Origin of the sequence: Microcoleus sp. Pol17C6 (assembly GCF_036701145.1) — a bacterium.
Lineage (GTDB): Bacteria > Cyanobacteriota > Cyanobacteriia > Cyanobacteriales > Microcoleaceae > Microcoleus.
The window spans coordinates 1-14752 of record NZ_JAUBQH010000066.1; the positions used below are offsets into that span (position 1 = coordinate 1).

Annotated in this window: 12 protein-coding genes; 3 read left to right on the forward strand and 9 right to left on the reverse strand. The window is 42.8% G+C overall.

Going from position 1 to position 14752, the window contains the following annotated elements:
- Nucleotides 1-577 (forward strand): EAL domain-containing protein (locus tag QUA25_RS24175; protein WP_333041755.1); only part of this gene is annotated, 577 nt, incomplete at its 5' end.
- A gap of 10 nt (nucleotides 578-587) precedes the next feature.
- Here QUA25_RS24175 and QUA25_RS24180 read toward each other — a convergent pair.
- A complete protein-coding gene (locus QUA25_RS24180) occupies nucleotides 588-3806 on the reverse strand; it encodes an ATP-binding protein (RefSeq protein ID WP_333041757.1) in 3219 nt (1072 codons plus the stop codon).
- A 349-nt stretch (nucleotides 3807-4155) separates the two neighbouring features.
- Between QUA25_RS24180 and QUA25_RS24185 the strand changes: the two genes are divergently transcribed.
- Complete coding sequence (locus tag QUA25_RS24185; RefSeq protein ID WP_333041758.1) at nucleotides 4156-5541, forward strand: response regulator; 1386 nt, start codon at nucleotides 4156-4158, stop codon at nucleotides 5539-5541.
- 443 nt (nucleotides 5542-5984) lie between these two features.
- Here the strand turns inward: QUA25_RS24185 and QUA25_RS24190 are convergent, their stop codons facing one another.
- Complete coding sequence (locus QUA25_RS24190; RefSeq protein ID WP_333041759.1) at nucleotides 5985-6113, reverse strand: hypothetical protein; 129 nt, start codon at nucleotides 6111-6113, stop codon at nucleotides 5985-5987.
- A gap of 138 nt (nucleotides 6114-6251) precedes the next feature.
- Nucleotides 6252-7535 (reverse strand): glutamate-5-semialdehyde dehydrogenase, encoded by a 1284-nt coding sequence (locus QUA25_RS24195; protein ID WP_333041760.1) that lies wholly within the window; start codon nucleotides 7533-7535, stop codon nucleotides 6252-6254.
- A gap of 226 nt (nucleotides 7536-7761) precedes the next feature.
- Between QUA25_RS24195 and QUA25_RS24200 the strand changes: the two genes are divergently transcribed.
- On the forward strand, nucleotides 7762-9486 hold the full coding sequence (locus tag QUA25_RS24200; RefSeq protein WP_333041762.1) for a zinc metalloprotease HtpX: 1725 nt from the start codon (nucleotides 7762-7764) through the stop codon (nucleotides 9484-9486).
- 143 nt (nucleotides 9487-9629) lie between these two features.
- Here the strand turns inward: QUA25_RS24200 and QUA25_RS24205 are convergent, their stop codons facing one another.
- The 6 genes from QUA25_RS24205 to QUA25_RS24230 all read right to left on the reverse strand — a co-directional run bounded on the left by QUA25_RS24205 (nucleotide 9630) and on the right by QUA25_RS24230 (nucleotide 14660).
- Nucleotides 9630-9809 carry a hypothetical protein gene (locus tag QUA25_RS24205; RefSeq protein WP_333041764.1) on the reverse strand — a complete coding sequence of 60 codons (180 nt, stop codon included), beginning with the start codon at nucleotides 9807-9809 and terminating at the stop codon, nucleotides 9630-9632.
- 4 nt (nucleotides 9810-9813) lie between these two features.
- Nucleotides 9814-10887, reverse strand: coding sequence for a class I SAM-dependent methyltransferase (locus QUA25_RS24210; protein WP_333041766.1), 1074 nt, complete (start codon nucleotides 10885-10887; stop codon nucleotides 9814-9816).
- Between the two features lie 81 nt (nucleotides 10888-10968).
- On the reverse strand, nucleotides 10969-11691 hold the full coding sequence (locus QUA25_RS24215; protein WP_333041767.1) for a peptidylprolyl isomerase: 723 nt from the start codon (nucleotides 11689-11691) through the stop codon (nucleotides 10969-10971).
- A gap of 98 nt (nucleotides 11692-11789) precedes the next feature.
- Complete coding sequence (locus tag QUA25_RS24220) at nucleotides 11790-12533, reverse strand: hypothetical protein (RefSeq protein ID WP_333041769.1); 744 nt, start codon at nucleotides 12531-12533, stop codon at nucleotides 11790-11792.
- A 151-nt stretch (nucleotides 12534-12684) separates the two neighbouring features.
- Nucleotides 12685-13206 (reverse strand): DUF4242 domain-containing protein, encoded by a 522-nt coding sequence (locus QUA25_RS24225; RefSeq protein WP_333041770.1) that lies wholly within the window; start codon nucleotides 13204-13206, stop codon nucleotides 12685-12687.
- Between the two features lie 245 nt (nucleotides 13207-13451).
- The gene (locus QUA25_RS24230) at nucleotides 13452-14660 is read right to left on the reverse strand and encodes a flavin monoamine oxidase family protein (RefSeq protein WP_333041771.1); all 1209 of its coding nucleotides are present in this window, start codon (nucleotides 14658-14660) and stop codon (nucleotides 13452-13454) included.
- Nucleotides 14661-14752 lie beyond the last annotated feature (92 nt).

Below are 14752 nucleotides of genomic sequence, written 5' to 3' on the forward strand. Positions count from 1 at the left end.
TCTGGCTTTTCGCTCATCTGACTACATTACCATATTTTTCGGCTCTCTGCGGAACTATTTTTTACCTGAATCCTTACTGCCTGACTTGCCTTTGAAAATGAACGTTAACTTTTCTCCCATTCAATTCCAACAAGTTAATTTATTTGAACAAATTGCAGAAATTTTACAACAAACTGGGATAAAGAAAAACACTTTAAATATAGAAATCACTGAAAGTTGTCTCTTAAAAACAACAAGTTTAAACTTGGAATTTTTAAAAGCTATTGGTGTTGGGATATGTATCGATGATTTTTGTACTGGCTACTCTTCATTAAGTTTACTCAAAGATTTGCCAATTGATACTTTAAAAATCGATCGTTCCTTTTTGCAAAACCTGACTCGAAATCCCAACGATACAAGTTTAATTCAAACAATTATATTATTAGGTAAAAATTTAAATATGGAAATTGTTGCTGAAGGATTGGAAACTCAAGAACAAATAGAAATTATTCGAGAACTAGGATGTATTTTCGGACAAGGTTACTTTTTCTCTCGCCCCTTAGATAGTCATAACGCCACGCGGTTTATCGGCTTATAATTAAATCGCGTTATTTTGAACCATCAATTTGATTTTTGTTATCGGCTTTGTAATCGTTGATAAATAACCGTAATTGTTTTTCCTGAAAGCTTGCAGCCAATTCACCTACCCGTTCGGCAAAGGGAATATATTTTGCATCCAATTTTTTTAACTGTTCAACTTGTTGAGTCACAGCTTTTAAATTACCTCTCATAACCAAATCGTATAAAATTACCAGTTCTTCATCTGGTGGGGGTACTAACGAAGAAGCAGAATCCAATCGCACGGATTGATTGACATTTTGATTGAGGTGAGATGACTCTTGATATACCCAAGATATCCCTAAATGCTTTTGTAGCAATACAAATAACTCAGCCGCCTGTACGGGTTTGGGTAAAAAAGCATTTGCCCCCATATCTAAACTCTTATGCTGGTCAGCTTCAAACACGCTAGCTGAAGAAACGATAATAACTAAATCTTTAAATTTAGGTTGAGATCGGAGACGGCTTACTAACTCGAAACCATCCATTTCTGGCATTACTAAATCAGTAATAATAGCATGAAAATGACCACGCTCGACTTGTTTTAAAGCTTCTTTGGCATTAGCAGCTTCTACCACTTCAAAGCCAAGGGGTGCTAACAAATTAACCAGCACAGATCGATTTTCCCACTGATCGTCAACTGCGAGAATTTTCAGTTTTGTTCCCTGATAGCCAGCGATCGCGGCTTGTAGCTGAATTGCCGATTCCCATTTACTAGCAGAAGGTAAATCTAAATCAAACCAAAATTGGCTGCCAGCATTTAACTGACTGTTAACTTGAATACTACCACCCATCATTTCGATAATTTTTAAGCTAATTGCCAATCCCAAACCCGTTCCTTCTGACATCTTATCGGTATTGCCTACCTGTTCAAAAGGTTGAAAAATTTTCTGCATTTTCTCTTCGCCGATCCCCACTCCAGTATCTTCAATTTGAAAGCGGATAGTGTTGAGGGCGTTTAATTCCTTCGAGTTAGCTTCTAAGGCTACTGATTTTATGAGTTGAACTTTGAAAGTAACGCCCCCTCGATCGGTAAATTTTACCGCATTACCTAAGAGATTAATTAAAATCTGCCTTAAGCGTTTTTCATCCCCTTGCACGTTGGTGGGTAAGGAAGAGTCAAATTGACCAATAAAGCTGATGGCTTTTTGTTCGGCTCTGAGGCGAAAGATTTGGCTGACATCCTCTAAAAATGCCCAAAAGTGAAATTGCGTCGGGTAAAGTTCTATGTTGCTGGCTTCGATTTTAGAAAAGTCGAGGATGTCGTTAATTAAAGTGAGCAAATGAGAGCCACATTGATAAATAATTTTTAGACTACTCACCTCTTGATGGTCTAAGTTTTTTGAACGCATGAGGATTTGAGCGTAGCCTAAAATCCCGTTGAGTGGTGTGCGAAGTTCGTGGCTCATGTTTGCCAAAAATTCGCTTTTGGCTTTGTTAGCAGCATCGGCAGCTTCCTTGGCTATTTGCAATTCTATTTCTGCTTGTTTGCGATCGGTAAGATCGGTGTGAGAGCCGACTAAACGTAGGGGTTGGCCTTCCACATCCCGCTCGACAACCCGACCTCGCGATAGTATCCACCTGTAGCTACCGTTTTTGTGCCGCATCTGAAATTCCCAACTATAAGGTTCGTTAGTTCCACTTTTTAAATAGTCTTCTAAAGAGTCTAATATTGGGTGTAAATTATCGGGGTGAACCAGTGTTTCCCAAGAGCTAAATAGGTTAACAATTTCGCTGTCTTGATAGCCTAGCATGGCTTTCCATTGGGGTGAAAAATAGATGGCGTTTGTTTGGATTCGCCAGTCCCAGATGCCTTCATTAACGCTTTCTAGAGTTAATTGATACCTTTCTTCGCTTTGCCGGAGTGTCTCTTGTATCTGTTGGCGATCGCGCATTTCTTGCTGTAATGCTTGAGTTCTTTCTGCGACTTTTTGTTCTAAGGAGTGGGAATAATCTTCTAATTGTGCGTAGGACTGCTTGAGTTGCTGGCTCATTAAATTGAAAGCAGTCGCTAAAGCGCTGATTTCTTGAACGGAGGAAGCCGTTACTTTTTGCTCAAAGTCACCGCCAGCGATCGCGCTTGTGGCTTTACCCAAACGCCGAATCGGTCGGGCTATCCATTCAGAAGTCACAATTCCCAAAACAATTGCCAAAAATAGTGCCAAAAGACATAGTAAAATCGTCGTATGTCTACTCCTGTTAATTTGTTCCATAAAATCCTTTTCTGGAACCGCCATTACAATTAACCAATCAATCCCCTTACCATCTTGAAAAGGAACAACTTGTACGAATTGTTTTTGTCCGTTTAGTAAGAAATCTAACGTCTGAGAATTTTTAATATAATTGAAATTGTTAAATCGCTTTGTTAGATATTTTGCAGTCGCTTGGGTTAAAATATCTTTGCTGTCAGTGGCTGGAAATCTTTGCCTATTTCGGTATGGTTTTTCTGATGTGGAAGTTGCCACTAGCATTCCGCTTCGCTCGATAATAAAAGTTTGTCCTGTTTTTCCAACTTTTAGAGTTTGCAAAAAATTCCCAATTAGGGATAAACGTAGAGTAGTTAACAAGACACCCGTAGCTTTTCCATTTTTATCAAAAACTGGTTGCCCTGCTGTCATTATAGGGGTGATAATAAGTTCACCAAAATGTATTTTAGTCCAGGTAGGTTTACTAGCTTCCATGCTTTCTTTGTAAGCTGTAATTCTTCGGGGATCGAAATTTTTAACCACTTTGATTAATTTTCTTCTTTCTCCTTGACTACCAGCCAAATACATGAATACTTGGTTCGGCTTGGTTGGACTTGTTGCTTGAAGGACTAGCTTTCTTTCATCGTTACTAATAATAGATACACCTTGACCTTTTTCATTGATAATTGTCAGACCATCTACGCTATTAAAGCGATTTTTTTGTTGCCAAAAATGACGCTCCCATACTGTCAGGTTGTCTAGGCTAAATTGACCAAGACTAATAGCATCTGCATTAATTTGATTAACTAAATGGGGAGCCGCTAGATAGGTATGCAAATTCTGCTCAATTCTGGTGGCAATTTCACGGCGCAACTGTGCGGCTACATCATTAACTGCTTTCTGTCCGTTTTGTAACGAAAAATATCCGGTTAACCCTACGGCTGTAAAGATTTGTAAAACAAAGGGAACAATTAAGACACGGCGTAGCGACATTTTCTGGAACTTAGCAACATTTGTACCCATAACTTTTTAGGAAAAATGTATTTGTCTATACTCTAGAGCAACAGACTATTCACCAGACGTAGGACTCTTCTGTAGAGAAAGGGATAGGAAAGCCATAAGACTAGAGTGCGTTACAAAAACTTTACGTTAAAATAAAAAAGATTACATTGGTTAGCATCCTCATTGAACTATAATATGATGATACACCAATGGGACAAGGTTAATTTTTTCCCGACCCCTAGATAGTCAGAACGTCACGCAGCTTATAATTGAAAAATCCTGCTGCAGATTGGCTCTGCAAACTGGCAGATTAGATAGTCAGGACGCTACGCGGCTTATAATTAAAAACCAAGGAGAAGGCTAAAGCTTTATGAATAATTTATCTTTCTCAAAAAACACCCTCTTAATTGTAGATGATAATCCTACAAACTTAGGTGTTATATTTAACGTTTTAGATGAGGCAGGACTAGAAGTTTTAGTAGCTCAAGATGGAGAAAGTGCGCTGCAAAAAATAGAATATGTCACCCCCGATTTAATTTTATTAGATATAATGATGCCGGGAATTGACGGATTTGAAACGTGTTCTCGACTGAAAAGTAACCCGTCAACTTCAGGAATCCCGATCATTTTTATGACGGCTCTTGGCAACACCGATCAAAAAGTCAAAGGTTTGAGCCTTGGGGCTGTAGATTATATCACTAAACCCTTTCAAAAAGAAGAAGTATTAGCTAGAATTCAAGTTCATTTAGAGTTGCGAAACTTGACCAAAGATCTGGCAAGCAAAAATCAATTGCTCCAAGAAAAAATTGAAGAAAAAACGACTTTGGAAAAAACTTTACAACAATTAAATCAAGAATTAGAAAAACGAGTTGAAGACCGAACCTCTGAACTAAAACAAGCTCTACAGACCATACAACAAGCTCAACTCCAATTAATCCAAAGCGAAAAAATGTCTACCCTCGGTCAATTAGTGGCTGGAGTGGCTCATGAAATTAATAATCCAGTAGGCTTTATCAAGGGAAACCTGACTCATGCTGAAACTTATATTCAAGATTTATTAGAAATTGTTCATCTTTATCAGCAACAGTTTCCCTCTCCAGGTGCAGCGATTGCAACTCGTGCCGAAGAAGTGGATTTAGAGTATCTCATACAAGACTTACCCGAGCTTATTTCATCCATGAAAGTGGGCGTAGAACGGATTCGTCAAATTAGTGTATCTTTAAGAACTTTTTCCCGCGCTGATAGTACATCAAAAGTAGAAGCTAACCTGCATGAAGGGATTGACAGTGCATTACTAATTCTACAACATCGATTAAAAGCCAATGATACACGTCCGAAAATAGAAGTCGTTAAAGAATATGGAAATTTACCTCTAGTACCGTGCTACCCCGGACAGATAAATCAGGTATTTATTAACATTATTGCTAATGCCATTGATGCTTTAGAAGATTCTCTTCTGAAGCAAAATTTGGAACAAATTCAAGCAAATCCCAGACAAATTACGATTTGCACTGAAGTTGACCCCCACCGAAATATCGCCATGATTCACATTAAAGATAACGGTTTGGGAATGCCGGAAGAGGTACGCACTAAAATATTTGATTATCTATTTACAACCAAGCCAGCAGAAAAAGGTACGGGATTGGGTTTATCAATTAGTCATCAGATTGTTGTAGAAAAACATTGTGGTCAACTGAGTTGCTTTTCAGAACAGGGTGTTGGGACAGAGTTCATTATTGAAATTCCTTTAGCCTAAAGGGAGAGCGTAGGAATTAACGAATTTATTGGAGACTAAACCGACGTAGCAGGCAACGTCTCTACTCGGTCAATGAGACCCTTCATTTAGACGCGCTATATAGCGGTTCAAAGCAGGATTTATCAACGCCCTTGAAGAAATGATGATTTTCATCCCCGCAGTTCCCCCAGCCAATCAATAAAAATTAAGAGAAGCCGCTAGGACTTACGCATTGACAAAATGTTTATATTTTGTAGTTGATATTTTGTATAACTGCCCCTAGAGGCGATCGCTATTTCCAGAGCAGACAGAATTCAGTAAAATTACTCAAGTTGTCATTGGGAGCAGAAACATTAGACATCTCCCCAAAAGCTGAATCACATACTGGGACACAATTGTGCAGAATATGCACAGCCAGTTGACTTCACCTCGATTTGACGACAGCATCAAGATGAGAAGCAATTCTACTTCTCTATTGCTGTTGCTAAACCTTCTGCTGTTTGGGCGAGCGAGCGCAGCTTTGACGAACTGATTGTATGCGCTTGCGAGATTTGCTGAATTTCGTAAGGGTTAATTGTGATGCTAGCGCACATCTGTTTCACAACTCAATACAGTTGTTATTATACCATTTATCAAAACTCATGCAACATTTGTTAGGGTTGATAAAATGTAGTATAGTCCCTTTTTTTAATGCTATTGTAGCGATGTTTTTCGCAAATAGTATTACTTTTTTACAAATCTCGATGTGTAAATTCCTTAGCATCCTTTCCTACATAACTAGCGGCAACATGGCCATCTCCAACAACTCGATACTTATAGGTAATCAACCCCTCTAAACCAACAGGCCCGCGAGGCGGCATTTGCTGCGTGCTAATCCCCACTTCTGCACCGAAGCCGTAGCGGAAACCGTCGGCAAATCGAGTCGAACAATTGTGATAAACTCCCGCCGCATCGACTCCATTTAAAAAAGTTTCGGCGGCTTCGCTGTCTTCGGTAACAATGACATCTGTGTGTCTGGAACCGTAAGTATTGATATGGTTAATTGCCTCTTCCACAGAATCTACTATTTTGATTGACAAAATCAAATCGCTGTATTCTGTAGACCAATCGGTTTCTGTAGCTTCGGCAATATTTTCGAGGATGGCGCGAGTTTTTTCGTCTCCCCGCAATTCAACTTTTTTCTGCTGCAAAGCTTCGGCAACTGCGGGCAAGAAAACGGGGGCGATCGCACTATGGACTAACAAGGTTTCAATGGCATTGCAGGCGGCTGGATACTGAGTTTTTGCATCCACAGAAATTTCTACTGCTTTCGGAATATCCGCCGCTTTGTCTGCGTACAAATGACAAATTCCATCGGCGTGTCCCAAAACGGGAATTCTAGTATTTTCCTGCACGAACCGCACGAATGAATTAGAACCTCTGGGAATAATCAAATCTACATATTCATCCATTTTTAGCAGTTCGATTGTTTCTTCCCGCGTGGTCAGCAACTGCACGACTTGGGGATTGACTGCGGTTTCTGCTAATGCTTGATGTATCACTTTTGTCAAGACTTCGCAGGAACGGACTGCTTCTTTGCCGCCTTTGAGAATGACGCCGTTTCCCGATTTAATTGCCAAGGATACTATCTGAATTAAAGCTTCTGGGCGCGCTTCAAAAATAATGCCTAAAACGCCCAAAGGACAGGTGATGCGCTTCAGAATTAATCCTGTATCCAATTCACGGTGGATTTGCACGACACCGATCGGCTCAGGGAGTTTCGCAACGTCGCGCACGCCCGCGATCGCACTTTTCAACTTGCTCTCATCCAACTTTAGGCGATCGTACAGCGGTTTCGCTATTCCATCCACCTCAGCCGCCTTGCAGTCAGCAGCATTCGCCGCCACAATATCCGGCGCAGCAGCTTCTAAAGCTTTAGCTATAGCCTCAATAGCGTGATTTTTGGCATCAGCGGACAAAACTGCCAACTTTCTAGCAGATACGCGCGTTTTTTGGGCAATTTCAATAATAGACATGGCAGTAACTTTTAAATAGTTTTGATTGTTCGGTTTTGAATTTTGAGTTGTGAATTGAATCCGCACGAATAAATTTCGGGGCGGTTTTCAGTCTTAACAATTCTAGAGGAAATTCTATATTTTTGTTGAGACCCCTGACAGCAATCCGCATTAACAGGTTAAAACAGTGAAGTATAGATAAAATCCCACGGTCATTTCCATTTGTCAATAACCTTTGGAGATTATTATGTCATCTCACGCCCCTTTACGCAAGGCAGGGCGAGCCGCCAAAGCCGGCGTTAAACTGATACAGAAAACGGGCGGAAATCTCGTTTTAGCTTCCGGCGTCACCATCAGCCTGCTGTTTGGTATGGTGCTAGCGCTATCCTTAGCATCAGTTTTAATTCTCAACAGTCCCGATCCAGTCGCCGGATTGGCGATCGCACTTCCCATAACTCTAATTTTTAACATCGCTGCTTTTTTCATATCGCCTTACTTGATGGACTTAAGCCAAAATTGGCTCTACAATACCCGCTGGGTTTCCCTAGCAGAAATTGAAAGCCTCAGTCCCGAAACAGCGAAAGTTATTAAGAAGGTTTGCAAGCAGAAAAAACTCTCTTCTCCGCGTTTAGGAATTATCGACGACCAAAACCCTACTGCTTTTACTTACGGTTCATTTCCAAACAGCGCTCGCTTAGTGGTCAGTCAAGGTCTTTTCACCTATTTAGACGACGAAGAAATTGCCACTGTTTACGCCCACGAACTCGGTCACATCGTCCACTGGGACTTTGCAGTAATGACTTTAGCTTCGACTTTGGTGCAGATTACTTATTTAATTTACACAACAGCTCAAAGAATGGGTCGAAGTGGTGGCGAAAAAGCTAAAGATGCGGCAGGTACGGTAGCTGCTGTTGCTTATTTGTTTTACATCGCCGGCACTTATTTATTACTGTATTTGTCGCGGACGCGAGAATATTTTGCCGACCATTTTGCTGCCGAAACTACTGGCAACCCGAATGCTTTGTCTCGCGCTTTGGTAAAAATTGCTTATGGTATTTTGGAAGAAGGACAAAGAGCCACCGAACCCAGCCGCTTATTAGAAGGAACTCGCGCTTTAGGCATTTACGATGCCAAAGCTGCCACATCTACTGGGACTGCTTACAGGATTACTTCGGAACCAGAAAAGATTGGGCGAGTGTTTCTGTGGGATATGTTTAATCCCTGGGGTTGGTGGATGGAGTTGAACTCGACTCACCCGCTGACTGGTAAACGAGTTCGCGCTTTGAGCACTTATGCCGAACAATTAGGCTTGGATATTGAGTTTGACATGAGCCGGATTGTCGGCGAAGGCAACGATTTGAGCAAGCGGAGATTGTACGGCAATTTTGTGTTCGATTTGCTGCTGTACAGTGCAGAAACTCTGGGCTTAGCTGTGGGTTTTGCGATCGGCATTTCCCTGTATGCTGTAAACCCGATGATGATGGTTGCTTGTCCTTTAATCGCTTTGGGTGCAGGAATTTTGCTCAAGACTTTGGTGATGTTTCCGAATTACCAACAAGCAGAACACTTGGATGTTTTAACCTTAATGTCTGACCCTTACGCAAGTCCTTTGCGTGGTCAACCGGCGCAAATGCAAGGCGAATTAATTGGTCGCGGCGATGCGGGTTATGCGTTTGGTTCTGATTTGAAATTGCAAGACAGAACGGGAATGATTTATCTGCGATATGCTTCTCGTTTTGGGCCTATTGGTAATTTTATGTTTGGCATGAAACGGGTTGAAAGTTTGATTGGAATGGATGTTAGGGCATTGGGTTGGTTCCGCCGGGGTGTTGCACCTTGGATGGATTTGATTCAGCTTGAAAGCGATAGCGGTACGACGGTTAAGAGTTATCACCGCTTCTGGTCTTTTGTGATGGGTATAGGGGCGATCGCGATCGGTATTGCCTCGCTATTTATATCATTTGCTGCTTAAAAGTTGAAAGGAATAAAGTCCTTACTACAAACAGGTTCATAGTGAAGACTTTATTCGTCTTAAGTCAGGGTTAAGGACTCAACCATTAGTATCAACTTCAACAGTTGACAGATTAACCTCTTCCTGAGTATAATCCCTGGGTGTTAAACCAGGGGCTTAACTGATGACCTATCGCTGTTAAGTGGTTTATCTGGTTTCAATTCCGGTGTGGAACGCAATTGCTTCAGATCGATGAATACCGAAAATTGGCTAGTATCCAACAACCCGGATTTAAGCTGTTTTTTCTTCTGCAATTGTTGACCGATCGCACAAATTTTGCACATGATTTTAGCTCTTTTTGATGATATAATAGTCGTTCTGGAAATCATGGGCTAGTTGCTTGATTTCAACGCTGCTAAACCCAGCTTCACTCAACATTTGCAGCGCTTTTTCTTGACCCCACATCGTGCCCAATCCCATGCCGCCATAGGCTAAAGAAACTGTCATGCAGTGCATACAAGAAATGGTGTAGAGGAAGGGGGCAAAGGGATGGTCTAGATTACCGCCGACATCCGTGGTGGCGCGGATATCTTGCATCAAGTAAACACCATCGGGACGCAACGCTTTGTAGATGTTTTGCAGGACAATATCGGGTCTGGCTTGATCGTGAATTGCATCAAATGTGGTTATGAAATGGTAGCGATCGCATTCATCCAATGTGGCGGCATCCTTCACCTCAAACTGGATATTATTCAACTTCCGCAATTGCGCTTCGGTGTTGGCAGTGGCGATGGCTTCTCCCGAAAAATCATAGCCTGTGAATCGGCTATTGGGAAAGGCTTCAGCCAGCTTGTTGAGTGCTCGCCCGCTACCGCAGCCGACATCTAGCACCTCAATACCCCGCTGCAACGCTTCGGTAAGTCCGGGAATCAGTGGCAGAATATGGTCAAATAGAGCAGATACCACGGTTTGTACGCTATCTTCTGCCATCACGGCATGAAAACGTTTGAACTCTGAATAGGGTACACCGCCACCTTTGTAGAAACAATCAATAATCCGATCTTCCACCGATGCCAACACCGGAATGAATTGAGCAAAGGGGGCAATGTTGTCAGAAGCCGCAGCCCGTGTCAGGAATGCTGCATATTCTGTCGGCAAAGTGTAGGTTTTGTCGATCGAATTGTAGTCTACCAACCGACCCGTTACCATTGCACCGAGCCATTCCCTCACGTAGCGTTCGTTCAATCCGGCAGCATCGGCAATTTGTTGACTGGTAGAGGGCGGCAATTCTGCCATTGTGTCAAACAGTTCGGTGCGATGCCCGATCGAAATCATGACGGAGAGTGCGCCACTGTTGAGAATGTCCAGCATCCGTCCCGCGAATGCTTCTGCTTTGGTTTGATCGAATGTTTGTGTCATCATAATTTAAGCGTGATGGTATTCAAAAGTTTCTATTTGGAAGATTGGATGTTGCCAGGGGTACGAGCGTCAGATTCCTGCCCGTCAATTCAACATTTCACCTATCTGTTCTTGCACCCAAGTTTCAAACAATTCGCGCAGCAAACGCTGACGCATCGCTAAATCGAACTGAGCCGGAATCAATGTTTCTAATCTGACGATCGCCAGCCATCCTTCTACAGGGATAGGATGCCAAAGCTGACCGGGCCGGCTTATCGCCAACAGATGCGCCAAATTCGGGTGGATTGTGCCGAGTTCGGCCGGGCCAACGATTCCATTGACTTGAGCTTCTGGGCCTTGGGAATACTCGCGCGCCAGTTCGGCAAAGGATTGCTCTTTTTCTTGAATCCGAAAATACAGTTCGCGCGCCATTTCTGCGTCTTTAACCCGAATCAAAGAATAGATGACTCGATCTAGCGATCGCTTGCGTTGCAGAAAATAGGACTCTAGTTTGTGATGCCAATTTTGGTGTTTGAATTTCTCAATTTTGAGCAGTCGCGGAATGAAAACAGTCTCTAAAAATTCCCGGCTCATTCCGTGCTGTTTTAGCCAAAGCTGCTGTGTGGTTTCGTCGATCAGTTGATTTTGTTCGTAGAACTGCTGGCTGGCATTCACGATTTCTTCAGCGGTGCAATCGATGGGGGCGATCGCTTCATCAATGATGCTCTCGCGGTATAATTGGGGCAGCATTTGGTAGCTGGCAAGTCGAGGAACTATCTCCTCCCCAGAGAGGGTGCGATTGCGGATTTGTAATAAAATTGCGGTCATAGCTGTCTGGCTTCAATTAAAGCCATTTGAACGAACAATTGATAGGGTAAGGTGCACAGTGTGCACCCTACAGATAAAGTTTTTAAATCCAGGACTTTCTAGTTGGGAATCGGAGTCAAGGTAACAGAGTAATTAGTGTTACCTGTGAATTGAGAGGCTTGAAGATAGTAGTTAGTTGCAGGAGCCAAGTTTTGGACAAATCCTTCGGAAATAGTGCCTCGCTTAACCACACTTCCAATTACTTCACCTGCATCGACGGCGCGATTGTTGTTTTTGTCTTGAATCAATCGGAGATCGGCATCAGCGCTGAGATTATTGAGACCAAAGTGATAAAATCCCTGGGTATTGACAGCGAAATGGATAGTATCGGTGGTGTCGGTGTTACCCACAGAACCTTGATGAGTTCTTGGTTTGTCGTTGGAAAACACGGCACCGAAATCATCTTCTACGGCAAGGACTTTGCTGGGTGTTCCTGCTGCGTCAGCCGATACTCTCAAATTGTAGGGAGTATCGTTGAACGCACGGTTCCGATTGACTTGCACCACGTAATTGCCTGCATCAACGTCAGCAACTGCTGAGGACAAGTTGATTACTTCATCCAAACGCAATCGATCGGAAATAGCAATTTGCTTATCGTTACCATCAACTAAGCCATTGCCATTGAAATCCCGAAATAGTTGAACATTCAGATCGTCGGTCATACCAACCAGCCCAAGGTTGATATTTTTATCGCTATCCAGACGGAAACTGTAGGTGTCTTTGCTGTTGAGATTACTGATAGTGCGGCGCGGAACTACTACGGCAGTATTAGATGGCAAGGTACCAAGGTTAAATTCAGCCATTTTATTTCTCCTTAAAGTGTAAAGGGATTAGTTAATTTGCTGGTTGTTTGCTTAACTTGATATCAATCTAACGAGGCGATCGTTCCGAAACCGTTCCGAAAGCGTTCTCGAAGCGTTCCCAAAGCTTCCAAGCGCGATCGTCCGCGCGGATTCAAGGTTTGAGAACTTCCGCACACCAAACGCAATCGAAGGGAATTCCAGCTTTACCGTGGGCTTCTCCAATCACTTCCGCATCGGGCGCGTTCAGTTCGCACACCACGCGAGTTTTATCCAGCGACGCATAGGAACGCACCCATTCAATACCCAGTTCCTGATAGCAGGCTAAAATTAATCGCTGGGCTTCGTTCCACTCTTCATCGGTAAAGCCATTCGGATAGCTTCCCTCCAACAGCTTGAGGATTGGTTCGTTCCATACAGGTGGCACACCTTCAGGTTCAATAACTTGGGCTGTCCAAACCTTGCTAAATCCAACATCGGCTTGGCGATAAGCTTGTCGCACAGACTCTGCATCTGGTGCCTCAAACGTGCAAATCATGCGATCGCGATCGGCTGAGAGTAGAGAGTAGCACCACTTGGCATTTCTTGCCCCAAGACAATCCAAAACTCGCGTATCAGCTAACATTTCTGCGGTGATGGGTTGATCGGCAACGGTTTCAACTTTGATAAGAGACATAATTACTTCCTCTTAATTAGTAATGACTGTTGATTGGTCACTGTTGACTGTTAACTAATGACTCATGACTAATTGTAGCGATTGATGATTTTCCTCACTCTCACCGCAATTTTTTCAGCGCCTCGCAGTGGACAAAGTGAGCGAGTTGTCACCCCCCCAGTATAAACGTGGGTAAAGTCTGCTCTACGATCGCATTCTCAACCAATCTGTAAATGATAGTGCGATCGCACAAAAATATCAGAAAATTAAGTTTTTGCCTGATGGATCTCTTTAGCAGTCCTCAATCCAGATGCTAATGCGCCCTGCATCCATCCCCTCGTAGTAGAAGTGTGTTCTCCAGCAAAATAGACTTTACCTTCCGACTTTCCAAGTTCATCAAACAACCTTTTTTCTTGGTCTTCTGTCGGGTATGCCCAACCTGACCTCGACCAAGGGTCTTTAGCCCAAGAATAACTGGTCATCTTGCCCTGATAAGCACTTACACCAGGGAGAATCTTTTCCCATCGCTGTAGTAATTGAGGCAATTGTTGCTCTGGGGCGAGGGCATCCATAGCGAGGGCATTTTCCCCTTTCAGATAAGCTTCCAAAATACCTGTTTTTCCAGGAAAATCCCAACTTGGTTGCCACAGTTCTTCTGGACGATCGTCAAACAAACCCCAACCATTCAATCCTTCTTTTTCCCAGAATCTTTCGGAGAATTCAACAAACATTCGTGTCGCTGCGCGATAGTTATAACCCCCAGCGATAGCAAGCTGTTTTTGAGGTGATAGTGGAGGCTGAAAATTGATCTGTCCCAAGACTGGCAAGGGAACAGTACACACTACGCAGTCTCCTGTGTATTGCTGTCCTGATTGGCACAAGACTTGAACCCCTGAAGAAGTTTGTTCAATGCGAGTAACCGCAGATCCTAGATGAATTTTATCAACTAGAGCGGTAGCAAATGCTTGTGGTAATCTATCTGAACCTTGAGCAATTTTAACAACTTTTGATATGTCTCCTCCCGGTATAATTTTAGCTAAATCATCAGCAGGAATCAGAAGACGTTGCCCATTCTTCACAGCAATGTAAAGCCCATCTGGTGGTAAAAAACGCTTCAGAGTCAAACCAAAATGTTGAGCATAGCCAAGTGTTAAATTGTGATCGGATGGAATTCTTGCTGCTCCTGCTTCTACAAAATGATTATCACTAAAATTGCCTCGCAAGGTCAAAACTCTCCCTCCTACTCGCTCGCGGGCTTCTAAAACCGTTACTGTATGACCTACTGCTGCTAACTCGTAAGCGGCAACCAAACCAGACAACCCCGCTCCGACAACGATCACTTTCTGAGAGGATAGTCCTTTCTCTAATGCTCCTGGAGTTCGGGAGTTTTGGGCTTTAACTTGAGCATGGGCTATTACCGCACCAAACGTTACAGCGCTACTTAATAGAAATTGACGGCGATTCATTTTAAACATAGCGTTCTAGCCAATAATTACAGTAATACTAAAGGTTTTGCATAATTTAGCAAAAAAGGAGAATATGAAGCAATTATCAAACAAGCTGAAGA

Coding starts and splice junctions, on each gene's coding strand:
- QUA25_RS24180 (WP_333041757.1), bottom strand. CDS start 3,806: ATGGGTACAAATGTTGCTAAGTTCCAGAAAATGTCGCTACGCCGTGTC.
- QUA25_RS24185 (WP_333041758.1), top strand. CDS start 4,156: ATGAATAATTTATCTTTCTCAAAAAACACCCTCTTAATTGTAGATGAT.
- QUA25_RS24190 (WP_333041759.1), bottom strand. CDS start 6,113: ATGTGCGCTAGCATCACAATTAACCCTTACGAAATTCAGCAAATCTCG.
- QUA25_RS24195 (WP_333041760.1), bottom strand. CDS start 7,535: ATGTCTATTATTGAAATTGCCCAAAAAACGCGCGTATCTGCTAGAAAG.
- QUA25_RS24200 (WP_333041762.1), top strand. CDS start 7,762: ATGTCATCTCACGCCCCTTTACGCAAGGCAGGGCGAGCCGCCAAAGCC.
- QUA25_RS24205 (WP_333041764.1), bottom strand. CDS start 9,809: ATGTGCAAAATTTGTGCGATCGGTCAACAATTGCAGAAGAAAAAACAG.
- QUA25_RS24210 (WP_333041766.1), bottom strand. CDS start 10,887: ATGATGACACAAACATTCGATCAAACCAAAGCAGAAGCATTCGCGGGA.
- QUA25_RS24215 (WP_333041767.1), bottom strand. CDS start 11,691: ATGACCGCAATTTTATTACAAATCCGCAATCGCACCCTCTCTGGGGAG.
- QUA25_RS24220 (WP_333041769.1), bottom strand. CDS start 12,533: ATGGCTGAATTTAACCTTGGTACCTTGCCATCTAATACTGCCGTAGTA.
- QUA25_RS24225 (WP_333041770.1), bottom strand. CDS start 13,206: ATGTCTCTTATCAAAGTTGAAACCGTTGCCGATCAACCCATCACCGCA.
- QUA25_RS24230 (WP_333041771.1), bottom strand. CDS start 14,660: ATGTTTAAAATGAATCGCCGTCAATTTCTATTAAGTAGCGCTGTAACG.